Annotated in this window: 30 protein-coding genes; 6 read left to right on the plus strand and 24 right to left on the minus strand. The window is 65.3% G+C overall.

Features of this window, described 5'->3' with window-relative positions; translation table 11 throughout:
- Positions 1 to 105 precede the first annotated feature (105 nt).
- The 24 genes from JHW41_RS23050 to JHW41_RS23160 form a co-directional block, all read right to left on the minus strand.
- Positions 106 to 1,683: a hypothetical protein gene (locus JHW41_RS23050; RefSeq protein WP_250447751.1), complete on the minus strand. Its 1,578-nt coding sequence runs from the start codon at positions 1,681 to 1,683 to the stop codon at positions 106 to 108.
- A gap of 60 nt (positions 1,684 to 1,743) precedes the next feature.
- Positions 1,744 to 2,388, minus strand: a complete 645-nt coding sequence (locus tag JHW41_RS23055) for a hypothetical protein (protein ID WP_250447753.1) — start codon at positions 2,386 to 2,388, stop codon at positions 1,744 to 1,746.
- Positions 2,389 to 2,495: 107 nt separating this feature from the next.
- Positions 2,496 to 5,774 (minus strand): tape measure protein, encoded by a 3,279-nt coding sequence (locus tag JHW41_RS23060; protein WP_250447755.1) that lies wholly within the window; start codon positions 5,772 to 5,774, stop codon positions 2,496 to 2,498.
- Positions 5,775 to 5,890: 116 nt separating this feature from the next.
- Positions 5,891 to 6,040 (minus strand): hypothetical protein, encoded by a 150-nt coding sequence (locus JHW41_RS23065; RefSeq protein ID WP_250447757.1) that lies wholly within the window; start codon positions 6,038 to 6,040, stop codon positions 5,891 to 5,893.
- A 153-nt stretch (positions 6,041 to 6,193) separates the two neighbouring features.
- Positions 6,194 to 7,867 carry a GGDEF domain-containing protein gene (locus JHW41_RS23070; protein ID WP_250447759.1) on the minus strand — a complete coding sequence of 558 codons (1,674 nt, stop codon included), beginning with the start codon at positions 7,865 to 7,867 and terminating at the stop codon, positions 6,194 to 6,196.
- A 294-nt stretch (positions 7,868 to 8,161) separates the two neighbouring features.
- Positions 8,162 to 8,461 (minus strand): hypothetical protein, encoded by a 300-nt coding sequence (locus JHW41_RS23075; protein WP_250447761.1) that lies wholly within the window; start codon positions 8,459 to 8,461, stop codon positions 8,162 to 8,164.
- Positions 8,458 to 8,934, minus strand: coding sequence for a glycoside hydrolase family 24 protein (locus tag JHW41_RS23080; protein WP_250447763.1), 477 nt, complete (start codon positions 8,932 to 8,934; stop codon positions 8,458 to 8,460). The genes JHW41_RS23075 and JHW41_RS23080 overlap by 4 nt, the downstream gene beginning before the upstream one ends.
- On the minus strand, positions 8,915 to 9,136 hold the full coding sequence (locus JHW41_RS23085; RefSeq protein ID WP_250447765.1) for a hypothetical protein: 222 nt from the start codon (positions 9,134 to 9,136) through the stop codon (positions 8,915 to 8,917). The genes JHW41_RS23080 and JHW41_RS23085 overlap by 20 nt, the downstream gene beginning before the upstream one ends.
- Positions 9,133 to 9,267: a hypothetical protein gene (locus tag JHW41_RS26035; RefSeq protein ID WP_284499514.1), complete on the minus strand. Its 135-nt coding sequence runs from the start codon at positions 9,265 to 9,267 to the stop codon at positions 9,133 to 9,135. The genes JHW41_RS23085 and JHW41_RS26035 overlap by 4 nt, the downstream gene beginning before the upstream one ends.
- Before the next feature lie 50 nt (positions 9,268 to 9,317).
- Positions 9,318 to 9,755: a DUF6631 family protein gene (locus tag JHW41_RS23090; protein WP_250447767.1), complete on the minus strand. Its 438-nt coding sequence runs from the start codon at positions 9,753 to 9,755 to the stop codon at positions 9,318 to 9,320.
- Positions 9,755 to 10,513 carry a hypothetical protein gene (locus JHW41_RS23095; RefSeq protein WP_250447769.1) on the minus strand — a complete coding sequence of 253 codons (759 nt, stop codon included), beginning with the start codon at positions 10,511 to 10,513 and terminating at the stop codon, positions 9,755 to 9,757. The genes JHW41_RS23090 and JHW41_RS23095 overlap by 1 nt, the downstream gene beginning before the upstream one ends.
- 54 nt (positions 10,514 to 10,567) lie before the next feature.
- Positions 10,568 to 11,113, minus strand: a complete 546-nt coding sequence (locus JHW41_RS23100) for a hypothetical protein (RefSeq protein ID WP_250447771.1) — start codon at positions 11,111 to 11,113, stop codon at positions 10,568 to 10,570.
- Complete coding sequence (locus tag JHW41_RS23105) at positions 11,110 to 11,538, minus strand: hypothetical protein (protein ID WP_250447773.1); 429 nt, start codon at positions 11,536 to 11,538, stop codon at positions 11,110 to 11,112. Before JHW41_RS23105 ends, JHW41_RS23100 begins: the two co-directional genes overlap by 4 nt.
- Positions 11,531 to 11,821, minus strand: coding sequence for a hypothetical protein (locus tag JHW41_RS23110; protein ID WP_250447775.1), 291 nt, complete (start codon positions 11,819 to 11,821; stop codon positions 11,531 to 11,533). Before JHW41_RS23110 ends, JHW41_RS23105 begins: the two co-directional genes overlap by 8 nt.
- Complete coding sequence (locus tag JHW41_RS23115; protein ID WP_250447776.1) at positions 11,822 to 12,829, minus strand: major capsid protein; 1,008 nt, start codon at positions 12,827 to 12,829, stop codon at positions 11,822 to 11,824.
- A gap of 3 nt (positions 12,830 to 12,832) precedes the next feature.
- Positions 12,833 to 13,225 (minus strand): head decoration protein, encoded by a 393-nt coding sequence (locus tag JHW41_RS23120; protein WP_250447778.1) that lies wholly within the window; start codon positions 13,223 to 13,225, stop codon positions 12,833 to 12,835.
- A gap of 1 nt (position 13,226) precedes the next feature.
- The gene (locus JHW41_RS23125; protein ID WP_250447780.1) at positions 13,227 to 14,405 is read right to left on the minus strand and encodes a S49 family peptidase; all 1,179 of its coding nucleotides are present in this window, start codon (positions 14,403 to 14,405) and stop codon (positions 13,227 to 13,229) included.
- A complete protein-coding gene (locus JHW41_RS23130) occupies positions 14,402 to 15,847 on the minus strand; it encodes a phage portal protein (RefSeq protein WP_250447782.1) in 1,446 nt (481 codons plus the stop codon). The genes JHW41_RS23125 and JHW41_RS23130 overlap by 4 nt, the downstream gene beginning before the upstream one ends.
- 50 nt (positions 15,848 to 15,897) lie before the next feature.
- Positions 15,898 to 16,116, minus strand: coding sequence for a phage head-tail joining protein (locus tag JHW41_RS23135; RefSeq protein ID WP_250447784.1), 219 nt, complete (start codon positions 16,114 to 16,116; stop codon positions 15,898 to 15,900).
- A complete protein-coding gene (locus tag JHW41_RS23140; protein WP_250447786.1) occupies positions 16,113 to 18,047 on the minus strand; it encodes a phage terminase large subunit family protein in 1,935 nt (644 codons plus the stop codon). Before JHW41_RS23140 ends, JHW41_RS23135 begins: the two co-directional genes overlap by 4 nt.
- Before the next feature lie 3 nt (positions 18,048 to 18,050).
- Positions 18,051 to 18,587: an elements of external origin gene (locus tag JHW41_RS23145; protein ID WP_250447788.1), complete on the minus strand. Its 537-nt coding sequence runs from the start codon at positions 18,585 to 18,587 to the stop codon at positions 18,051 to 18,053.
- 119 nt (positions 18,588 to 18,706) lie between these two features.
- The gene (locus JHW41_RS23150; RefSeq protein WP_250447790.1) at positions 18,707 to 19,237 is read right to left on the minus strand and encodes a hypothetical protein; all 531 of its coding nucleotides are present in this window, start codon (positions 19,235 to 19,237) and stop codon (positions 18,707 to 18,709) included.
- 182 nt (positions 19,238 to 19,419) lie between these two features.
- Complete coding sequence (locus tag JHW41_RS23155) at positions 19,420 to 19,725, minus strand: hypothetical protein (protein WP_250447793.1); 306 nt, start codon at positions 19,723 to 19,725, stop codon at positions 19,420 to 19,422.
- A 265-nt stretch (positions 19,726 to 19,990) separates the two neighbouring features.
- Entirely contained in the window at positions 19,991 to 20,503 is a 513-nt protein-coding gene (locus JHW41_RS23160) for a hypothetical protein (protein ID WP_250447794.1), read from the minus strand.
- 230 nt (positions 20,504 to 20,733) lie between these two features.
- On the opposite strand from JHW41_RS23160, the gene JHW41_RS23165 reads away from it, so the two are divergent.
- The 6 genes from JHW41_RS23165 (at position 20,734) to JHW41_RS23190 (ending at position 23,216) form a co-directional block, all read left to right on the plus strand.
- Positions 20,734 to 21,120 (plus strand): DUF6900 domain-containing protein, encoded by a 387-nt coding sequence (locus JHW41_RS23165; protein WP_250447796.1) that lies wholly within the window; start codon positions 20,734 to 20,736, stop codon positions 21,118 to 21,120.
- 176 nt (positions 21,121 to 21,296) lie between these two features.
- On the plus strand, positions 21,297 to 21,521 hold the full coding sequence (locus JHW41_RS23170; protein WP_250447797.1) for a hypothetical protein: 225 nt from the start codon (positions 21,297 to 21,299) through the stop codon (positions 21,519 to 21,521).
- Entirely contained in the window at positions 21,505 to 21,696 is a 192-nt protein-coding gene (locus tag JHW41_RS23175; protein ID WP_250447800.1) for a hypothetical protein, read from the plus strand. Before JHW41_RS23170 ends, JHW41_RS23175 begins: the two co-directional genes overlap by 17 nt.
- A gap of 13 nt (positions 21,697 to 21,709) precedes the next feature.
- Positions 21,710 to 22,336 carry a DUF3489 domain-containing protein gene (locus JHW41_RS23180; RefSeq protein ID WP_250447802.1) on the plus strand — a complete coding sequence of 209 codons (627 nt, stop codon included), beginning with the start codon at positions 21,710 to 21,712 and terminating at the stop codon, positions 22,334 to 22,336.
- 141 nt (positions 22,337 to 22,477) lie between these two features.
- On the plus strand, positions 22,478 to 22,762 hold the full coding sequence (locus JHW41_RS23185; protein WP_250447804.1) for a hypothetical protein: 285 nt from the start codon (positions 22,478 to 22,480) through the stop codon (positions 22,760 to 22,762).
- The gene (locus JHW41_RS23190; protein ID WP_250447806.1) at positions 22,749 to 23,216 is read left to right on the plus strand and encodes a hypothetical protein; all 468 of its coding nucleotides are present in this window, start codon (positions 22,749 to 22,751) and stop codon (positions 23,214 to 23,216) included. Before JHW41_RS23185 ends, JHW41_RS23190 begins: the two co-directional genes overlap by 14 nt.
- Positions 23,217 to 23,342: the final 126 nt, after the last annotated feature.

The raw sequence follows: 23,342 nt of genomic DNA on the forward strand, positions 1-23,342 counted from the left end.
CGGAACATTCAGCGCGACCTGGACGTCATCAAAGAGCGCCTGTCCCGCTCCGACCAAAGCAGCGGGAAGCACCACGACGCATAGCGTTGTGGTTACGCCCGCTTGTCAGTCCAGCTTCAAGGCGAAGTAGTTGTCGGGGGAAATGCGAAAGGCGTTCTGGAACGCCATCCAGGCCGCGCCGTCGTGGTCGATCCGCGACTCGGAGGCGGTGTTGAAGCCGGTGGTCCAGCCGCAGCCATCGAACTCGCCGAGCGTATGCCGCGGAGACGAATTTCCCAGAATGAGCGGCAGCACCGGCGACGTACCGTCGAGGTTCTCGCGCAAGCTCGCACGATCGCCCCAAGTCGACATCGCGCTGGGATAGACCTTACCGGACGTTTCGGTATCGCCGATATCGGTTGCCCCGGATGCATAACGGTTGGCGTGCAGACGCCAGACGTTATCAGGGTAGTTCACCGCCAAGCCATAGCGCCCCGGATCGAAGAAGCAGCGGAAGCTGGCATCGGTCGCATCCGGGGTCAGCGTCTCGACAGAGCCGCAAGCGCCGATGGCGAGCGGGTACTCGTGGATCGAGGGCGGCTCGTAGGCGTTGATGAAGCCCAGGTACGCGCTCAGGTAGACCGTGCCGACGCGCGCCACGATCACCACGCGCTGGCCATTGATCGCCAACCAGTACGCGAAGGGGCCGTTGCGCAGCGGCAATCCACGCACGCCGCTGACGTTGGTCTGCGTCCGCACGCCGCGCAGCGGGTTGTGCGAGCGGAACCCATACCAGTTGAGGTTGTAGGCGGCGCGCGCGGCGTCCTCGTACAGCTCAGCGCCGATGAAGATCGCCTTCTGCCCATCCAGTCCCGGTGCCTGCACGATCCATTGCGCCCGGTCTTCAAGGTCGAAGTCGGCGTTGAGGTCCGTGTGGAAACTGACATCGTTGACCTCAAGCGGGTCGGCGCCGGCCGTGGCGGTGATCAGGACGCGCCAGAACCGCGCCGCTGCGGGCGCGCCGGTGATCGGATACGTCCGGCGCATGCGCGCGGTGGGCCAGACCTGGCCGGTCCAGGCTTGCACCCGCGACCAGGCCGCGCCGTCGTCGGAGCGCTGCAGTTCGAAGGCCGCTGGGCCGCGCGCGCCGTTGTCGCCGATGCCGAGCGTGATCGCCCTGATTGCCGCCGGACCGATCATCTCGATACTGGTGTGCGCCGGCAGGTCGGCGACGTGCCGGCTGCCCCAAGTATCCGTGCGGCTGTCGAACACTGAGGCTGAATTATTCAGGCTGGTAGTGCGGACGCTGGCGTTGCGACAGCCGGTGCGGCGCACCAGTGTCCAGGCTGGCGACGTGTTCAGGGTGAAGCGATCGCCCGTCGCAAATGGAACCGAGCCTGCGTTGATGCGGAACCGCAGCCGCTCGGAATCGAAGGGCTGGCCGACCTGGGCGATGCCCAGATCGCCCGCGACCGCGCCGATCACCTGGAATCGACCGGCGTCGAGCGCGGTGAGGGTGAAGCCCTCGGCGACACTGGCGCTGCCACCGCGATAACTGCCGGTGGCGCCGTCCGGCCCGGTCAGCGTGCCGTTGCCGGCGCCGGCATAAAGCTGACCCCAGGCGTGGCCTTCGGCACAGAGCGCGGATTCCAGGCGATTGAGGAAATCGTAGTAGTCGGTGGCGACGGCCGAAAGTAGGGTCATAGGCGCAAAAAAACGCCCGGCCATGGGCCAGGCGTTGGGAGACTAAGTTCGTTCGCTCGATCAGTCGCGTAATGCTATTGAAACAACTGGAGCACCTGCGACTTCCTCATCATTAGCAGATGCGTACTCCACCCTGGCCACTTCTTCGGAATAGGGCGCTGCTTCATTTTCCAAATTGACCAGATGGTGGGCAGACAGCATTGAGAATGTTGCGGCGAGTGTAGCGATCAGGACCACTACTCCGACCAGGAATGAGAGAATCGTATCGATAGCAGTCGGAGCCCAGACGGCGCACGCGATGGCACAGGCATAGCCGGACACTCCGACTATCAAATTCAACACGGACCAAACTAAAAAGCTAGAGCGATTCTTCGGCCCTCTTCTGTTGTCCAAAAAAATCCCCCCTTCGCGTCGAACGAGTGCCCCAGCATTCATTGCAAGCCGCATCACCCGATCACCATCCTGGCTGCGCAGCAGCGCAAATTTGATCGTATCGGGAGAGGGAATGGACTGTTTTCCATAATAGTCGCGTGCTGCATGGCTCAGAACCATAGGGTGGACGGTTTTCCAAGCCCCACTTTCCAAAAGCTCCAGCCATTTCTTCTGTCTGCTTTGCCTAAATGATGGCCGACCAGCCAGCCAGACGCCGACAATAGGAATCACGACAGAAAGAATGGGGATAACAACGTTCTTCCAGAATTCCATGGTTAGATCCTCGCTGAGCGAACGTCAATATCATCCCATCATCTCACTGGCTGAGACGCCAGGTAACAGTTGATCCATTCGTTCGTGGGCCCGCCACCGTCCAGTCTTTAGCCCAGATCTTGACGAACTGTTGGAGCATTGGCTCGGATTGTGGACAGAATCACCTGTCGGCCGGCCTGCGTGCCCATGACGTTTACGATCTCGCGTGGGTCCAGATACAGCACATTGGTGATTTGCGAGGACCGCGGCTCGGGCGCACTGGCCTCCGATCGCTCCGAGACCGGTCGGCGCACAGGCGCACGCGCGGTCGGAGCAGGCGATACAAAGCCACCACTCGCGAACCCACGCAGCCCGTTCAACGCCGCCATGCCTACGCGGTTGAAACGTTCCAAGAAGGACCGCGCACCTGGTTGGCGCACAACTTCCCGGCGATTGACGAATTCGCCGCGGTGGACGATGCCGGCCGGTGCGTACTTCGGGCCGATCCCGGTAAAACCACCCGCCGCGAAGAATCCGCTCGCGCCCTTGGTCGCATTGGCGGCCGCCAACGTCGCCGCCGCGGCTTGCATGGCGGTGGCAGCCTTGAGCACCACACCGCCGGCCACGCCCAGTGCGGCCGACGCGCCCGCGATCGGGGTGGCGTAGGCGGCGCCTGCGGCCGCCGCTTGGACCGGGTCGGGCTGGGCGATGTCGGGCGTCTTACCCCCGCCCACAATTTTCCCAACGACCGACGTCAGCTTGGCGATCGCCAGCCCCGCCAATTGCTGCGACGCCAGTTGCGCCAAGGACCGGGCCATGTCCTGCACCAATCCTGTCAGCGCCTGCCGCAGCGTCAACGTGCCGGTGGCCAGTCCTTCCAGCGCATTGCCCAAGCCCGTCTCAAAGCCATTGGTGAGCGTCACCACCAGCTCGTTCGACTGCGTCTTCAGCGCAGCGATCTGTGCTGCAAGATCCTTGACTCGCTCGATCACTTCGGGCGAGCCGGTCTTGGCGGCCAGGGCATCCACCTTGGGGAGCAGTTGGTCGACCTCGGCGGCGGTGCGGCCATGCAGATCCAGCAGCTCGCGGCGCGCCCCGATCTCGGTCAGCAGGCCCGCCTGTTGACGGGTCTGGATCGACTGCTCTTGGCGCGATTGATCGCCGAACACGCGATCGACTTGCGCCTGGAGATCGTCCAGCTGAGCGCGGGCCACCTCGGTATCGATACTGAGGTTCAGCTTCAGCCAGTCACTGGTCCGCCCACGCTGCAGTAGTTCGGCCAGCGAGTCGCGATGCTCCAGCAGCAGCTCGCGCTGCCGGGCCGCGGCCGTGTCGCCCCGATTACGCAGCAGGTTGGCGTCGGCCTCAGCTACGGTCCGGTTGAGCTCGTCGTCGGTCTTGCGCTCCTTCTTTTCATCGCGCTCGGAAGCCTTCTCTCCTTGCTTGGCGAGCCGTTCGGCCGCTTTCTGCGCGCGATCGGCTTCGCGCCTGGCCTCGGCTTGAGCGCGATCCTCCGCGGTCGCCGTCTTCGCGGCCTCTCGCTCTCGGACCTGTTCATCGATCAGCTTCCGAGTCGCCTCGGTGAGCCGCGTGGCATCCTTGACGCCCGCAGCCTTGGCGGCCTGATACTCCAACGCGGCACGGAGGCCCTTCTCCCGCTCGATCCGCTCAACCTTGAGCTTCTCGTTCTGATCCGTCAGAGACTTAGCAAAGCCAGCAGCGTCCTTGCTGGCCTGCTGCGTGGTACGTCCCCCGCTCGCCTGAGCTGAGCGCAATTCAACAAGCGACTTACGAACGGTATCGAACTCGGTGTTGGTACGCTTCAGCTGCGCCTGGACACGAGAAATCTCTGCATCGACGTCCTCGCCCCAGAGCCAGCGCATGCTGCTCTGCCCCGGATTCTCATGGATACCACCGTAGACCGAGCCGGCGCCTTGCCTCAGGATCTGCAGGCTTTCCAGTTCCTTCTGCAGCTGCTCGCGCTGGGCGATTAACCTCTTGCCTACGTCGACGCCCGCGTCGATGTCCTGCTGCTCACGGAACTGCTGAGCGGCTTTGATAGTCCCTTCGAACTCAAGTTTCGCGGCCCTCGCGTTGGCGCTGGCATTAGCGAACGCGGTCGCCAACAGCGTCACGCCTGTAATGGCCAAACCCAGCGGGCCGCCCATCAACGTCAGGACGGAGGACAGTGCGCGCACGGCGACCGCTTTTGCTCCGACCGCTACCGTCGCGGCCCGGGTTGCCGCCGCAGTCCGCGCTTGCGCGGCTGCCAAAGCGGCCTCGGCCGCCGCCGCTCGCGCACTGCCGGCCCCGCCCAGCGCCAGCGCGCGGGCACGACTGAGCTCTGCCTGGGCGGCAGTCTCAACCGCTCTGGCTTGCGCCAGTTCCTCCTGCGCCAGCCGGCGGGTTTCGCGCATGCTCTGGACCTTGGCCGCGCCGGCCAAAGTCAGCGTCGAAACAAGCCGGCCCAATGCAGCGACAGCAACCACGCCCACCGCACTGGCCAAACCGTCGAAGTTTTGCGACACCCCCTGGATCGCTTGAGCTACCGTGGAGGACACGCCGCTGGCTCGATCCTGCTGACCGATGAAGCGGGTGAATGCGTTGTCGAGTTGCGTCAAGCTGCGTTCGATCGTGAGCGGCAGTTGGCCGAACTCGGCCGCGATCTTTCTGGCCTGCTCTCCCGAGAACGCCTTGCGCAACTGCTCGCTGGTGAGCTTGCCCTCCTCCGCCAGCTTGCGCAGCTGACCGACCGTGACGCCCATGCTGTCGGCCAGGGCCCGCATGAGGCGCGGCGCTGCGTCGTTGACGGAGTTGAACTCGTCGCCGCGCAGTGTGCCGGAAGCGAACGCCTGGCTCAGCTGCAAGATGGTCGAGGCGGCCTCGGCCCCCGTGGCGCCGGAGACCGCCAGCGCCTTGTTGATGGTCTCAGTCAGTCCCAGCACGTCGCGCTGGGAGGTGCCCTGCTCGCGCAGCGCACTGCTCAGTCGCCCGAACAGGGTCGCGGTCGCATCGAGCGAGGTGGAGGTGCGCTGCGCGACTGCGAAAACCGTCGCCTCGGCCTGATTAAAGCTAGCCTGCGACGTCGTGGCCAGCTTGATCTTGGCCGACAGGTTCGCGTAGCTGTCGGCGGCCTTGACCAGTCGCCCGACAACATCGCCCAGCCCTTGTAGCCCGAGGAAGACGACCAGTTGGTGCTTCGTCTGCGACAGCTGTGAGCTGATCGCGGCAACGCTACCGCGGACTTGGTCGAACTGCTTCTTGCTCCGGGCACCCGCTCGCTCGGCATCCGATGCGAAACTACGAACCCACGTCCCGGATTGCTGCAACGCTTGGTTAAGCTGGGCCGCGTTCGCGCGCACCAACAATGTAATTGTGGTGTCACGATTCGCCATTGGATTCAGCAAGCACAACGCTCTGCGCGCGGCAAAGCTAGTTCATTCTCGGAGTGGGTAGTGTTTCAACGCGTCCGAACGGCTGCGGCCGGCAATGCCGGCCGCGCCTCTTCTAGTCACGTCTTCTATCAGCTGCGCGGCGTGTCGTCGGGCACGCTCAGATCGATGTTCGCCGAAGATTGCGCTTCGTGGGGCGGAACGCCGTTGGGCAGATAGTCGCAGCCGGCCAGAACAAGGATGGACAGCAGCGCAAGGGCGACGCAGCGGGAACGGTTCATTGTGGTGTCCTCGGGTTCGTTGAGTAGACCGGCCCGAAAGCGCACAGCGACCGTCCCCGTGCGCCGGCCGGCCGCTTCAATGTAGGCCAAAACCCAAATCATGCCTTCCAGGCCAAATCGCCCGCGCCGCCTAAACGCGGAAGCGCTCACATTCTAAGCCGCCCCACCCTCAGTCATCATGGCGACGTCCGTCACACGCCCGCGTCCCGCGTGCTTGCTCGCGTACAAAGCCGAGTCCGCTCGTTCCAGCAACTCGGCCAAGGTTTCCGCGGGCCGTAGCTCGGCCACGCCCACACTGATGCCAATCTTGATTTGCCTTCTATCGTTAGGCATTTCGACGGCCTCGAGAGTTTCCCGCAGGCTTTCGGCAAATCGAACCGCACCAGCCGCATGGGTGCCGAGAAGCGCGACAACGATTTCATCGCCGCCGAATCGTCCGAGCAGGTCAGACGCCCGACTGCGTTTCCGCGTCTCGTCGCCGATGACGCGCAAGACATCGTCTCCCGCCATATGTCCGTGCTGATCGTTGATGTGCTTGAAATGATCCACATCGAAGAACACGATCGATAGCGGCGCCTGCCGCGCGTGCGCTGAGACCACCGCCGCCTCCAGCGCTTCGATCATGGCCGCGCGCGTCATCAGCCGCGTCAACGGATCAAACGTCGCACGATACCGAGCGGAATCCCGGTCCCGTCGCAACTGATGAAGCTTGTCGGCAAGTCCGACCAGCAGTCCGATGCCGCCGACGGTCATTGCATTGGAGTACCCGTACTCCATCCAGTCGGCGGTTGGCCACCACTGATGCAATGCGCCGATGCGCGAGGTGATCACCACCAGCATGGGCGTCCAAGCGAGCAGCAAGAAGATTGCCTCGCGCTGCTTCTTCAGAAGCGCAATCAAGATCGCTGCGGCGACCGACCCGACCACGACGAGCAGCACCATGTTTCCGAACATCGCGCTGGATCGCCACACCGCAAACAACGAGACCACCAGCAGGCCGCCGAGCAACGCACTGCAAATGTCCAGCACCCGTGTCAACCGACGCTGCCGCTGCCTCAACCCCAAAAAGAAGATCAGAAATCGAATGCTCGCCAGCACCGCTGCGGTGTTCAGCACGATATTGGTGCGCGAATCCATCGCCAGCTCGGACAGCAGCGACCAACCGCGCAATTCGCCACCTTCCGCCATCAGACCAATCATCTGGAGTAGCAAAGTGACGGACAAATAGGCGTAGCCACGTTCGCGGAGGCTCACGAACAGACAGAACGCCACGAACGCGATGAATCCGAGGATGGTCATCTGCACGCTACGAACTTGAGCGTAGTGAATCTCTTCCTTCAGCAACTCCTCTTGAGACTGGAGAACAACGACCGAGCCGGTCAGATTCACCGAACTGACGCGCAAGTACACGACGTCGCCTGGCTTGACGCTCTTGCCTAGCGGGAACGAAAGAACGCGCGGTGTGTGGGTGAGGTCCGCATCTGGGCCGTAAACAGATCGCCGAATGGGGTTCTTCGAGCCCGAGGCCCAAAGCTCTACGGTCCGGCGCTGAGGCCACTCCAGCACCAACTGCGGATCGTCCTTCTCCGAGAGGGCCCGATTGAACGTTACGCGCCACCAATAGGGTCCACGACCGTGTGCCGTTAGTTCGTTCCCTATGACTTGGCGGAACAGCGCATCGGATGCGCCATCGACCACGCGCTCAGGAGACGGGCCGTGCTTTTCCGCAATGGTCGCTAGGAGCACCTCTTGCCCGCTCGCCGATGCAAACCAGCACAGCAGGACGAGCCCCAAAAGGGCCCGGTAAAAACTGCGGGGTCGCTCCATGTCCCGTCTCATAGGCCGCGAGCATAGCCAGACACCCCGGGGTCTAGTCGGCACCTAGTCACGGTTCCCGGCCCGCCAGCACGCCAGGACACCAATAATCAAACCAGTAGCGCGCAGTTCTTGGAAATTTCCAAGAAAGTGTTAAGGCGCTATGGTAGCCCTCGCTGTTCGGCCGACCAGCCACACAGCCTCTCGCCAGCCCTATTGTGAACCAGTATCTGGCTCGCCGTGGAGTCCGTTAGCACGTCCTGCCGCGACACCAGGATGGGCCGCGCTCAGGCACAGCCGCCGCCTTCAATCGCGCGACCAGTCGTCGCGCAGTTGCTCAGCAGCGGTGCCAGGAGCAGCATCAGCTAAGGCACTGCCGGTGCCACTCGGAAGTCGCAACACATCATTCTCTATCTCGGTTCGGATACGGTTATCCGCCACATCGCGCTCAGCTGCGGCAACCCTTCGCTGCTCCTGTTCGATGCGTTCCGCCGCTTCTTGTTTTGCGCGTCGGCCACCCAACACGCGTCCGATCCCGAAGGCCGCCAAGACGGCGACGACCGCAGACGCCGCTGCGACCGCCCAGGCTTGCAGGCGCGCGATCATGCGACCTGGCCACCGGCTTTCTGGTAGACGGCCAGTAGCGTTTCCAGGGGCAGCTCGCGCTGCCCGTAGCCCGCATTGGGTAGCGATGCCCAGGTCTTGCGGGACTTCCGGATTGCGGAGGCGACCCACCCCCTCTGGATATCCGCCAGCGAGCCGTTCTCGCGGAGCAACTCGATCGCCGCGCGGTCCTGCGAAGACGGACCAAAGTCAGGCAGATCGAGCCGCGTCTGCAAGCTGTTCCAGGTTCGCCAAAGGAACTGGTAGCGTCCCGCAGCCGTCGAGTGAATGCGGTACTTGGGTAACCAAACCAGCAGCCGCGGGTGCTTGGCATAGTCGGTGAAGCAGTCGCCTCCGACCAGCACGTCGTACCCGTGCTGCTTGCTGAATCGCTCAACGCCTTCGGCGTGGGCGATCATGTCCAGAAATGCGACAACGTTTTGGCCACCGGCCTGATCAGCGGTCAATCGTGCCATCGCCGCCTCGCTGCTGGAATACGCGACCGATCAATCCGAGAAACAGCACGCCTGCGGTGACATAGGTTGCCGCGCGGTCGGGCACGTGGGCGCGCAGATCGTCCGGGATGTTCAGCCAGGCACCCTGCACGGCCAGCGCAAGGCTCATGGCCTGCACGCTGACGAAGCGCCATGCTTGGCGCCAGTTATCGATGAGCTTCATGGAGTTTTCCGAAGGGATTGGACGAAGGCGTTGACGTCGCGGCCGCCGGCAAAGCCGGCGTTGACGTCTTCGATTCGATCGGCGCGCAGCACCCGCTCGCGGTAAAGCGCGACGCGATAGAAAAGGGCCAATTGCCGCGCAGTTGCGCGCTCGATCCACGGCCAGTCGTGGCCGTGATCGATCAGCGTGGCGAGGACGCTGGGCCAGTCGCTGCCGGTGCCACGCGCCTCAGCTCCAGCGCCGCCAGCACGCGCTGCAAAAAAAAATCGGCATTGACCGCCCAGAAGGTCAGCAGCAACAGATCGCCGTGGGCGCCGGGCAATGCTTGGACCCATGCGGCCGGCTGATCGCAGGCTTGAGCTAACAGCGCCACGGTCGCCGCAGGCTGCTTCGCACACACGAGGTGCAGGCGCGCGAGATCGATGCTGCCGTCCTCGGTCTGCTCGACCAGGTCGGCGACCAATGCCGCGATGGGGTCGTGCAGGCTCAGGCTCTCGAAGAACCCGATCTCGCGCACCGTCACCGTTCGTCCGCCGATGGGCAGCGTTCGGTTCGGCTGCAAGACGACGAGATCATCCAGCGCCTCCGCGGGAGCACGGGGCTTGACCTTACGCGCCATCAGCCCCTCACCAGTTCGATCCGGCCGAAGCCGCCCAGATCCGGGTCCAGCGCGCGCGATTCGTCGAACAGGGCGGCGCCGGACAGTTGCAAGCTGCCCCACTCCTCCGAGATCAGGTCGAGTTGCTCGATGGGGTTGAAGGTCACCCGATACAGCGTGACCCTGGCGCGGCGACCGTTGACGGTGTTGATGCCGTCCAGGAACAGCATCCGTTCCGGCGGCGGCGTGGTGAAGAGGGCGATGTTGACGGTCTCGCCGTGCTTATAGGCGGCCTTGAACGGCTGGGTGAAGCCGTCGACCTTGCGCAGGCCGATCAGTCCCGACGACGCGGACTCGGTCCACCAATTGGCGGCCGGGACGGTCACCGGCGGGTTGGCGCTGTCAGTCAGGGCCACATCACTGACCCAGCCGCGATCCAGGGCGACCAAGTCGTTCGCCTTGAGGCCGGTCGGGAGCAGTTCGCTGCTAACCGTGCCGGCGGGCAGCGTAGCCGGCACCGAGTACATGCCCTCCGCCAGGTTCTCCGGCGTCGCCTCGTCCAGCGTCAGGTTCACATTGGCGGTCTTCGACTGCACCAGGCGGCCGTACAGCAGGCGATTGCCGCTGAACGACTCGGTCTTGTCAGAGTTCTGGACTTCCAAGGCCAGCTGAAGCTGAGGGGCGTTGCCGACCCAGCGTAGCGGTCCGGACTTGCCCGAGGCCTGGCGGGTGGCGAGGTAAACCTTGCCCTGGAACGAAAACAGGTCTTGCGCGGCCATGTGGTCGCGTTCTCCTTTAGATGGGGTTCGCGCCGCCGCAGGGGCAGCGATGAGTCAGCGGCGACGCGCGCGCAGGACTTGACGGTCGATCTCGCCGGTGATGACCGCCAGACCCGCCTCGGCCATTCGCTGGGAGCGGTCGCCCTTGCGCAGCATTTGCGCGATCGAGGGGCCGTACAGACGTCGGATCGGGGTCCGCGGCACACGCTTGTCCCCGGTGACGGGCGTTCGTTCGAAGGCGATGTCCGTGCCCCGGTGGCGACCGTGAAAGCCGCTTCGCTTGAAGCCGCGCTTGCCCTTGATTGCAACGAAGTCCAGGCCGCGGTCGTCCGCACTGCGCTTGGAGCGGAAGTTCCGAAGGCCAACGCCGCGGGCGGTGCCAACCAGTGCCAGGCTTTCGTGCGTGGTTCGAACGCTCAGGCCGGATCGAATGCGAGCCGCGGTCAGCGCATACTCGGTTTGGATGTCCCGTCGGGCGATCACCGGCCAACGCCGTCGCAGCGTACCCAGCGCGCGGCGCTGCGCGAGCGCGATCTTGGCGGGAATCTGACTCAGTTGCCGTGCCGCGTCCGACGCGCCATCGGCGTCGATGGTGATCATGTGCGGTAGCGGATCGACAGAGCGACCTGGACGGTAACCACCGGCAAACCCTCGGGCCGATCCAGGAACACGATGTCCTCGACCTGCACCGGGAGCGCCTTCGACAGCGGAATCCAGTCCGCCAACGCTGCATCGACATCGGCCGCAATCGCATGACACCGGGCATGGGCATCGATCAGGGACGCCGGCACCGTGGCCTCGGCCAATGCGGAGAGCACCCGGTGCCGTCCGTGCGGTTGATTCGCGTCGCGTTGGATCGCCAGAGCGACCAAGGTCAGACCTTCGACCGAGTCGTCTGGATGCTGCGCGGGCTCTAGCGCCACGGCGTCGCCGATATTGGTCCGATACCCGTGATCCGCCCGGATGTCCGATAAGCGATGTGCGACGTTGACCAGCAACGTCCAGGTGGGCGCTGGCTCAGCCATGCAGCACCGCCTCGTTCACCCGGCCGTCGTTGCGCACCACCGATTCGACTGCTTGGGACCGGCCGTCCAGGGTGACGACGTCGCCTCGGCGGAAGACCCATTCCCGGTTACGGGCGCAAACGTGCCGGACCAGGCCGATGACCTGCTGGTACTCGCCCAAGCGCTCGGCGCCGTCGCGCACGACGAGGGTCGCGGCTACCGGGGGGTTATCCGAGCGCTGGACCTGAGCGACGGCGCCGAGCACTTCGAAGATTACGTCATCAGCTACTGCAAAGGCGTTCATTTACGCCTTCAGCTTCACCAGCAGCGCCGGACGATGGCACATCGGCAGTGGATTCGACTGCGTGTGCAGGTCGGTGCCGCGGTCAAACTTACGGGGTGCCTGCTTGCTATACAGCAGTTGGCCCAGGGTATTGACAGTTTCGTTGAAGTCGGCCGGCGCCACGTAGGTGGCGAACGTGTCGAGGGTGCCCAGGGGGAAGGCATGCCCCTCACCCGCCGCGATAAAGCGCCGACTCTTTCCTTCCGCATCGCTGGCTTCGCCGGAGTACTCCTCGAAACGGACACCCGCGAAGCGGAAATCCGACCGCATGTCGTCGCGCAGAGCCGCGCCCTCTTGCCACAGGTGGTAAGCCTCCTTGACTTTGTCGTGCCCCGACAACGCGTCGAAAAACTCCGGAGACACCAGCACATGAATCCCGCTCATGCGCTCACCCTTCAGCGCGTTACTCATGTATCGCTTGAGATCGATGCACTTCTGCCGAACGTCGGTCTCTTTGCTGGAAAGTTGGAAGTCGAAGGTCTTGGGCGTGATCCCGAAGATATCGAACAGATTTGCTAACTCACTGCCATCTGCGTCCAGCATCACGCCCTTGAGGGCACCCATTCGCAAATGCTCCAGGGTGATCGCGTGCTTGTTGCGCATGGTCTGCAAGTGATCGGCCATGACGCCTGCGATCGTTTCCAGCTCGGACTCGGTGCTGAAGGCACGGACACCGATCACCTCCTCCGGCAGCACGACATCCTCGTGCGGAATGTGCGGAACGTTGAAGGCGCGCAGCGAGCGCTTCCCGCGCTTACTGACCGTTCCCGGAGAGCCCACCGGCTGAGTGGGCAACAGGGACAAAACGCCATTACGCTCTTCGACCGTCACCTGGCGGGTCCGCACCGGCTTGATTGGAAACAAGCCCAATTCGTCCAGACGACCGTACTGGTTCGGAAGGATATTGAGTGCCGCAGTCAGCGCACTCATCGAGAACGCGGGGTTGTGAAACGGATTGTTCGTCGACATGGATCAAATTCCTTGACGCACAAGCACGCCAACAGCACGCAACTGCTCGATGCAGGCCGTTCGTTGCTCGGGGTTGATGCCTTTCGGCCAGACGAGGGCGTGGTCGGCGACGGTCGCATGGCGCGCGACGATGACGCCGTCCGGGCTGGGTGCATTGGCCGTGATGATCGGCACGATCACGACACCCTTAGCCTGCTCGCGGCCATCGGTCGCAGCCAGGTCGAGTGCGGCCACCTGGCCGGTCTCGGTGATGCGACCCACCACATGGCCGAGTTGCAGCGCCTGCTGCGCGGCCACGGTCACGCGATCGCGCGAGTAAAGGTTGTCGGCCTCGAACTTGAGCAGATCACCCAGGTTGTTCGGCTCGGACTGGGGCGGATAGACGGTGATGCCCATCTCAGCGCTCCTTCTTCGCTCGCGCGGCCCGCGCCTTGACGGCGTGGATCAGCGGGTTGTCGTCCAACGACTGCGTAGCGGCGGCAGGTGCCGCGGCCGGCGACAGGTGGCTGGTGATCTCGGGCGACTCGGCACGCAGGCCGAGCAGCTTCCGGCGAACGTCGGCGGTACTGAGCCGTTCGCCCAGGAACACCGCGGTCAGATCGGGGCGGCCGGCGAGCGTGCACAGCTCGGCGATCGCCAGGGCATCGCCGTGCGCTTGCGCGCGCACGGCGTCTACGTCGACAGCGGGCGCCGTCGATTCGGGGGTGGACATCGTGGGGGACTCCAGGGATAGGGGACGCGCGACGGCGTCCAGTTCGGTGTGCATTTGCTGCACGGCGTCGCCGAGCGTGCCGATGCGATCGGCCAGGCCGGCATCGAGCGCGTCCTGGCCGAAGAACAAGCCTGCCTCGGTGGCGCGAATCGCTTCCGCCGCGGCCCCGCGCTGCTCCGCTACTGTCAGGACGAACAGCTCGTAGAGACGGTCGACCTCGGTTTGGATCGCCGCGCGCGCCTCGGGCGTCAGCGGCTGATGTGGGCTGCCATCGTTCTTACGGGCGCCGGCGAGGATCGGGGTGTAGCTCAAGCCGGCGTTGGCATCGCGGCGCGATTGGTCAACGTGCAGCGCGATCACGCCGATGGAGCCGACGCCGGCCGTGCGGGTGACGAAGATCCGCGTGGCGGCGCTGGCCAGGGCATAGGCAGCGGAGAAGGCGGCGTCGTTTGCGGCTGCCCAGACGGGCTTCGTCTGCCGAGTCGCGTGGATCTTGTCGGCCAGGTCGAACACGCCGGCGGCCTCGCCGCCGGGACTGTCGATGTCGAGCACGATGCCCCTTACCGCAGGATCGGCTAGAGCGGCATCGAATTGCTGCGCGATCGCCTGATAGCTCGTCAGGCCCGATAGCGCTTCGAGACCGGCCGTCCGCTGCACCAAGGTGCCGTGAATGGGGATGACCGCGACGCCGCGGTGATCTGTGAATCGCGGTGCCTGCGGCATCTGCGGCGCCATCTGCGGCGGCGGCAAGGTCTGGAGCTCGAATTTAGGTTCGAGCACGCTCAGGATGACGTCCAGCTTGGCGCGCTGGATCAGCAGCGGCGTGTTGAACACGCGCGCCGCCAGGTAGGGCAGTCCGGTCATTCGATGGTTTCAGGTTCGGTCGGCGCCGGCTCAGCCGGCGCAGATTGGAAGGCGCCGTTTCGGGCGACGCGACGCGGGTCGGTGTCGAACACCAGGCCCAGGCGGTCGGCGCGTTCTGCGTCGGCCGCGATCTCGCGATCGATGGTCTCGGCGTCGTAGCCCGAGCTCGCGATGGCCTCCGCGCGCGAGAGCAGGCCCGCGCGGATCGCCAGGATCATGGCGTTGAACTCTTTCTCGGGGTCGACCCAATTCCAGCCTTGCGGTACCCACTTGCAGGCGCGGTACTGGCGCTTGCGGCGGCGATAGCCCGGCAGTTCGATGGCATCGGCCAGGACGGCCGCGTCCACGAAGGCCGCCCAGATCGGCCGGCACATCTGGTAGACCAGGACCGAGTGCTGGACCTGCTCGCAGCGACGCCGAAATTCCAGCAAGCCGGCGCGGATGGACGAGTAGTTGACCCCGGTCAAGTCGCCGGTCAGCTGCTCGTAGGTGACGCCCATCGCCGCGGCGACCGCGCGGAACTGCGAGCGCAAGAACGCCTCGTAGCTCGCGCCCACATCGGCGGGCTGGGCGAATGCGACGTTCTCGCCCGGCTCCAGGATCTGCAGGCTGCCCGGCTCCAGGCCGAGCGGCGCGTTACCGTGCTCGTCCGGAGGTGCGTCGCCCGGAAGCGGGTCGTCCGGGCCGTCGCGGGTAATGAAGCCGGCGAACATCGCCGCGGTCTTCTTGCGGACGAGTTCGGCGTCGTCGTACTGGTCGAGCTCGTTGAGCTTGACCAGCGCGCGCGCGAGCCAGGGTTCGCCTCGGATCTGCCCCGGGCGCAATGGCCGGAAGATGTGCAGCACTTCCGAGGCCGGCACGCGGATCGTGTCCAGGCCGCCATGCCGGGTCATCGGCGCCATCGCCCCGTCCTGCGGATGCGATAGGTAGAGGTGATACGCAACGCGGCGGCCCAATCGATCGAACTCGATACCGGCACGGATCAGGTTGCCGTTCGGCGCTTCCCGGTTGAGCGCGATCGGCAGGTGCTCGGGTTCGAGTACCTGCAGTTGCAGCGGCACCGCCAAGCCGTCCTCCGGCCGGCGCGGGCGCAGGCGGATCAGGCACTCGCCGCCCTCCAATAGCGCGCGGCAGGCCAGGGCTTGCAGGCCGTAAAGATCGGTCAAGCCGGCGGCGTCGGCTTCGTCCACAAAGTCCCGCCATAGCGCCTGAAGCGCTTCGCGCTGCGCGGTGTCCACGATCAGCGATTGCGGCTTGATGCCGGTGCCGACCGCGTTGGCGACGAAGGCCTCGATCGCGGCGTTGGCCCACGCATTGCGGCGCACCAAGTCGCGCGAGCGCACCCGCAGGGCATCGCCTGTCGCCAGCAGCGCGGCGACCGCACCTGGATTGCTGGGCTGCCAGGCGGTCGACCGGCGACCGTGGCCCGCGACCTCGTGCACGGGTGAACCGCCGAACATCGCGGCCCGGAGCTTTCCCCACCAACCCACGGTCAGAACCCTTTCGACGTCGTGGTCAGCAGGCGCCGGACCCTGCGCGGACGCCCTTCGGTACCGGCCAGGGCCGCCTCAACCTCGCGGATCGCCGCCAGCAGCTCGTCCACCGACCGGTACTCGACCAGGCGGTCGCCGAAGCTGACGCGACGTTCGCCGCGCGCCAGCGCCGAGCGCAGCGCCTGCAATTGCTCGTGGGTGTAAGGAAGGTCGCTCATCGCATGAAACGGCTGGAGATCACCCGGCGGCGACCGGAAACAGAAAGGCCGCCCGGCGAGGCGGCCTTCGACGGAATGGGTAGGGGTGGTTCGGTTGGATCAGGCGGGCGTGGCGGTTGCACGCCCAGTGATCGCTCGAGCTCGCGCCAGTGGCGCTCTTCGAAACGATCAACGCCGGCCTGCATCGCGGCCGCGCGTGCCATGACGTAGCAATCCAGCGCTTCGTTGCGGTCCCGGCGCTTTTCCCACACCCGTTGCGGATAGCCGTGCCGGTCCCGACGGGTGATCAAGTGCTCGGCGGTCAGCTGCTGCACGAACTCGCTATCTACCTTTGGTAGATGGACGTAGCCCGCAGGGAACGCGGATTGGCCGTCCGGCCCGATCTCGATCGACAACCGCAGCGCGTTGTACAACTCCAGCTTGGCGATGCCGCCAGCCACGGCGAACAGCTTCAGGCCGCGCCGCAGGCGCTTGCCCGGAATGCTCACATCGACCGCGGTCGGGATGCCGATCAAGGCGGCGCCGCTGCCGACACCCTTCATCGGCAGCAGCCGCGGATCGTGCGCGTCGCGCGCGAACGCGTAGGCCTCCTGGGTGGCGTAGCCGGTATCCAGGCCCAGCCGGGTTAGCAGCAACAGCGCGCCGGATGCATGGGTCCATTGCTCGCGCAGCAGGTTCGCCAACTCCGCCCAGACTGCTGCGCGCGCGGTGTCGCCCATCAAGACACGATGCTCGACCAGCCAAGTCTCACGCTCGCGGCCGAACGCCCAGACCGAGACCTCGATACGGTCCTTCTGCACGTCGGCGCCGCCGGCCAGCAGGAGGCCGCCGGCCGGGACGGTGCCGATCCGGTAGTCCTCGCGCCGTTCCAGCAAGCGTTCCCAGTCGGGAGCTTCACCCTCCTCTTCCCAGGTCTCGCCCAGTTCGGTGTTCTTGAACGCCTTGAGCGCGGTGGCCGAGCCCTGCGCCGCCTCCCAGGCCGCGGCGATGTCCGCCCAACTGCGCCAGCCGACCGGCGAGTACAGCGAGGACAGGTGGTAGCCGGCGGTCTTGCCGCGGTTTTGCGGTGCCGTCGCGACCCACTGGCCGCCCGCGAGCATCGCGGTCTTGTGATGTTCGCCAATCAGCTGCTCGCAGGACTCGCAGATGTAGCGCGTCGATCGCGGGTCACCCCACGTCCAGCGCAGTTGGTCGAACCGCAGCCATTGTTGGTGGGCGCAGTGCGGGCACGGCACGAAGAATCGCCGCTGGTCCGACGCCAAATACTCGCGCTCGATGGTGCTGGCGCCGGCGATCGTCGGCGTCGACACCAGCAGGATCTTGCGGCGGGTGAAGGTCCGGGTGCGGGCCTCGGCCAGCGCGACCGCGTCGCCCTCGCCCTCTACGTCGCGCGGATAGCCGTCCACTTCGTCCAGGAACAGGTACCGCACGGGCATCGACCGCAGACCGACCGCACTGTTGGCGCCAGTCAGGACCAGGACGCCGCCACGGAACTCCTTGGCGAGGATCGTGTTGCCCGAGTCCCGCGCGCGCGAGGGCGCGATGCGCTCGCGCAGCGACGGCGACTCTTCGATCAGCGGGTCCACGCGCTGCTTCGAATTGCGCTTGGCCATCTCGACCGTGGGCGCCACGGCCATCATCGGCCCTGGCGCGCACGCGATCACGTAGCCGATCCAGTTGTTGCCGCACTCGGTTCCACCGACTTGCGCGCCTTTCATGAACACGACACGCTCGGTCGCCGAGGCCGGCGACAGGTCGTTCATGATGTCGCGCAGGTACGGCGTGCGCGCGGTGCGCCAGCGACCCGGCTCCGACGATGAAGTGCTCGACAGCACCCGATCGCGATCCGCCCAGTCGGAGACATCGAGGAACGGATCGGGCGTCAGGCCATCGCGCCAAGCGCGCGCGACGTTCTCATGGCCGTCGTACAACGATCACTCCAGGCGGGCCACGAAGTCCCCAAGTTCAGACAGGTGTTGCCGCACTTCGCGCTCCAGCGCGACGTGCATCGCATGCGGATCGATGCCCAGCTCGGCGGCGAGCATCGAGCTGATCCGCGCGGGCCAGTTCAACCAGGCGTCTCGCTCGGCGCGCGCCAAGGCGAAGACCTGGCCGACCGCCTGCTGGCGGTCAATCAGCTCGCCGCGTAGCTGCGCGATGCGCAGCTTGTGGTGCTGGGCCTTGAGGACTTCGTTGGCGGTGCGGGCCTGGGCGTAGCTATTGCCCGACGGCGCGCCGGGCGCGCCGTCGTCTGCGAAGGCGGCAGGTCTCGCGCGCGCCCGCGCGGGGCGGGTCCGCGCGCCCAGGGTCGACTGCGCCGGGTCGGTGCTGGCGGCCCACTCAGCGTCGGCGCGGGCCGCGTCGATGCTCCCGTCCGCCAACGCGGTAATCCGGCCGGACTTGATGGCTTTGTGGACGGCCGTATCCGACACGCCGCGATGGCGCCCGTAGGCGCGAATGGAAATACCCACAGATGGTCAATCGCAGTTGGGCCTCCGCGACCGCCGGCCTTCGGCGCAGATTCGAAAGGGGAAGAGCGCACACCCCAACGCCCTGCCGGGCGTTGGGGTGTGCGCTCTCAGGCGCGGCGTTAGTTGCGCGGCTCGTATTCCGCCGCGTCCCGCGCCCGCTGCAGGTTCTTCAGTGCTGCGCGCAACGCTTTTTGGTAGCCGGCGTCTCGCAGTTCCCAGACCTCCAGCAGCCTGACCCGTTGCAGCAACCGGTCCAGTTCGGCCAACGGCAGCGCGCTGTACTCCGGCTCGTCACCTTCGAGATAGCGGTAGATGTGCGTCAATAGCGCGCGCAGTGTCAGCTCATTCGCGCTGAACTCGTTCGGCATCAGCCGCCGCTTGAACCATTCGTCGGACTGCTCGATGACCAACTCCAGCGGATCTAGTTCGTAGCCACAGCCCTCCGCCATCCAGCTGATGACTTCGGGGTCGCAGCGCCCCGTATGATGCCCCGTGCAGTGGGATGCCAGCAGGTGCGAAAGCCCGTAGCAACCGTACAGCTGAAACTTTACCTCAGCGTCGAATGCAGGAACCGCCGACATCAGCAGCCGTTCGATGCGGCTACCCAGCGCGCGCAGATCTGCATTCGACTTCGTGACCAGTGATTCCATCTTGCTTTCCTTGTCGTCGCCGCGTCGTTGCGGCCTAGACATGAACGCTTCACCGCGCGCGAATCGCAAGCGACCTCAGCCCATCCCAGGCGTGCAGACAGCAAACGGACAGGAAGGTGGCCACGCCAGAAGAGGGAATACCCCAGCGCCCGCCTAGGCGCTGGGGTGCGTCCTCTCCAGGTTCAACGACGGGGCAGGCTTGCGATCACGCTCCGCATCAGTTCTCGCGCATCCAGGTGTTGGTCCACCTCGACGCCCGCGTATTCGCACAGCAGCGTCAGGATGTCGAAACATTGTTCAGCCAGATTCTCGGCGGCGCGCGCCTCCTCACGGCTGAGGACAAAGACGTCGTCCTCGTCTCCCGTGACCATCTCTTCGATGGTGTTCCTGCAGTCGATGAGGTCGCTCAGCGTGTTCTGGAACTTGCAGTAGGACATATTGCTCATGTCGATCACTCGATGGTCGCCGCGTCGTTGCGGCGTGGACATGAACGCTTCCTTCTCGGACTTCATCAAGCGAACCAGCGACAGCGCGCCGGTGCAGACACGCGGCAGACAGGAAGCGGAAGAGGGAACACCCCAGCGCCGGGTCGGCGCTGGGGTCTGACCTCTCCCGCTCAATCCGCGTCGTGCGGCATCCAGAGCGCGTCCATCAGCGCGCCCGGGGATTCCTGATCATCCCGCCAGAGCTTCGCCATCAGCTCCTTCGGATCGGCTTCTACACCCATCGTCATCCACGCGCTTTACGCCGCGTCTACCCTGGCAGCTGCCCGAGCGCTTGCTCCAAGCCGCTGACCGCGACGCTGATGCCGTGCTGGTACTCGGCGTCGCGCGGCTGGAGCACGTACAGACGCTCGGCCAGATCCCGAGCCTGCTCCACCCACTGACGCGGCGTGAGCGCGGGGCGACACGCAAGGTAGTCCTCGATCTGGCGCGCGGCGTCCGCGAAAGCGGTGGCGACTGCCTCATTGCGCCGTTTCGGCCGGCGCTTGAGGGGCTTGAATCCGCTCCCCACGCGTCGTTCCCAGTCCTGCAGTTCCTGGTCGGCGGCGCTGACCCGAGCGCTCAGTTCCACCGCTTCGATGCGCCGTGCGCGGTCGAGTCGCGCCCATGGTTTGAGAAATCGCGCGAGCGCCGCGCAGGCTTCCACGCTGGAGACGCCGTACTCCCACGACGGCGCCAAATCCGTCGGTGCCTGTTCCAACAACCATCGAATCCGTTTGGGCAGCGTGCCTAGAGTAAACAGTACGTCGTCAACCGCTTGCATTTTGTACGTCCTCCGGTCACCGCCTCTTGCGGCTCGGCATGAACGCTTCAATTTCGATGGAAGCCAAGCGACGCCTCTAGCGCTCGGACAGGCGTCGGACAGCTTCTCCTGCTCCCTGTCCGTTAGCTGTCTGGCATTGCCCAGCCATCGTCTATTGCCCGGAAAAGCGCTTGGCTTCTGGCCGAACCGAAGCGTTCATGCGTCCACCCAACGCGGCCAAGGAGGCCACCATGAACGACGTGCTCTTCAACGACATCGCGCTCCATCACATCGGGATTACCACGCTACAGACACGAAAAAGCACCCACCTGGACTTCTACAGCGTCGCAGTGTGGGAAATACACGCCGCCTTGCGCGCTGCGTATTTGGCTGGCTACGCCGCCAGCGTCCGGGCGGCATGCGGCGAAGGCATCGCCTTGCCGACGCAACGGCACACGATGCTCGGCGATGTATGGCTTGGCGAGGGCGAAGCCAGCGACTTCGCCCAATCGGGCGCCGTCCGAACGGTCACCACACTGCCCATCCCGGAGACCGAGTTGTTGGCGTACCGCTGGCAAGAGCGGCGCGCGCTCGACTTTCTGATCCCCGAAGCCGTCCGACAGCGCCGCATCGACTGATGCAACACGACCTCAGAGCCCCGCCCACGCGGGGCCTATTTGTTCCTGCACGCCGAATCTGTCTGACACCTGTCCGTGAACGAGAACGCTCGTTCTTCATCGCTAAAACCGCTTGGCTTCCTCCTAGAAGGAAGCGTTCATGGCCCCACACCAACGCGGCCACGGAGGCCACCACGATGAAGCAGAACGACGTGTTCAAAGAATGCCTGACCCAACTCCCCGCACCGGTACTCGTGGACTTCGGCCCTCTGACCGGCGGCGTCCTCAGCACGCTGGCGCAACAGGAACTGCAGCGCCGGGCCGCGCTCGCCCTGCAGAACATCCCCGTGGATTGCGTGGTCGACCTGCTGCTGGGCCGCGCGTACCCGAGCAAGACCGTCGCCGATGTCCTCGCCGAGTGACGCGGACCTCTGGTTCCTGAAGGCAACGGCGGCGACGGTCCTCGTCGCCGCCGCCAACGGAACCCTCGACCTCAATCGACTGGCGCGCGACGAACTGATCCGTCGCGGGCTGGACCCCGAAGGCGAATGGGTCGGTCCCAGCCGCGCGCGGGAACTGCACAACCCCAACCACTAACTAGGAGCAAACCATGAGCAAAGTCGAACTCACCACCAACCAGCGCGCTGTTCTGGAACTGGCCGTGGCCACCGAAGGCCGCATCGAACGCTATCCCGCCGGCTTGCTCGGCGGCGCCCGCACCAGCGTCGTGCGCGGCCTGCTGCGCAACGAACTGGTCGAGCCGCACGACGCCGGCTACCGCCTGACGGCGGGCGGCTACGCGGCCGTCGGCACCGAAGCGCCGGCCGACGACGAACTGGGCGACGAGGGCGCCAGCGGCCACGACGCGCCCAGCGAACCTGCGGGCGATGCGGACACCGGCCAGAACGATGGCGCCGCCGCCGCGCCGGCCGACAGCGTGTCGGCGGCAACCACGCCGCCGGCGAAGCCCAAGCGCACGGCGCGCGGCGACACCAAGCTCGCCACGGTCGTCGGTTTGCTGATGCGCCCCGAAGGCGCGACTATCGCGCAGATCATGGCCGCAACCGACTGGCAGCAGCACTCGGTGCGCGGTTTCCTCGCCGGCACGGTGAAGAAGAAGGGCTACACGCTGACCAACAGCAAGGAAGGCGACGGCGACCGAGTTTACCGCATCGCGACCGAGGAGGCGCAAGCGCGCTCGGCCGGCGCCGCCACGCGCGGCGACGAGGAGGAGTGAACCCAGCAGCGAGCCGGGTGAATGCCCGGCTCGCTGTCTCGTAGCTGTACAACGACGAGATGCATCGAAGAACGCTGCGCGTTGCGCTTGATGTTCCTTCGAATTGAAGCGTTCATGGCCTCCCAACCACGGAGACCCACGATGAAGAACGCCACGCAACACACCGGCCCGGACGAACTGCTTGCCACGCTCGACGCGCGCATTCTCGACGCCGTCGAAGCCACGTTGTCGAACGACGAAGGTTCGACGGACGCCGAAATGGCGCAGCACCTGATGGAACTTGGGCTGAGCGAGGCGCAGTCCAAGCGCGCGATCTGCTACCGCGCGCTGTACACCCTCTACCTCTGGGTGGGCGAGTTCACGCCGATTCGTTCCGGCATCGGCTTGCGCTACAACGGTACAACCGGCCAGTTTGAAGTCGCCTGAGCCGCATGCCGCCGCGTTGAGCGGCGGCATTCCTGTCCGACTGCTGAGCGGCACCGGCGAATTCGAGAAAACGCACTTGGCTTCCAGCTGGGCGGAAGCGTTCATGGACTCCCCAACCGAGGCTGCACGCATGCACAGAACGATTGTCCCGCCGCATCAGATCCAGGTCCGCTTCAGCCACAAGCCCAAGAACTCCCGCGCTATGCTCCGCGGGCTGAGCGGCTACCATGTCGACGCGGAACAGGTTTGGGTGGTCGAGCGCATCACCATGACGCAGGCCGAGTACCGCATCTTCGAACGCGATTTCTTCCAACCGCAGATTTGGATTGTCCCGTTAAATAGCCGTCCCGCGCATTGCATCGTAGTCGAAGCGCCGAGGATGCTGACCCTGTACGTCAGGGCCGAGGGGCACAACTATGCTCACTACGTGGGGCTACCTGCCGAGGAAACGTAAAGCTCGCCCAGACGTCGCGAGTTGCGTAGCGTCACGTGTCTGGCGGAGCAGACGGCGCAAAACTCGCCTCCGCTCGCTCACTGATGGCTTGCGCAACAGCGCGCGCCTGCCACTCCGTAATGCGGC

The sequence above is a fragment of the Lysobacter enzymogenes genome, from assembly GCF_023617245.1.
Classification (GTDB): Bacteria; Pseudomonadota; Gammaproteobacteria; order Xanthomonadales; family Xanthomonadaceae; genus Lysobacter; species Lysobacter yananisis.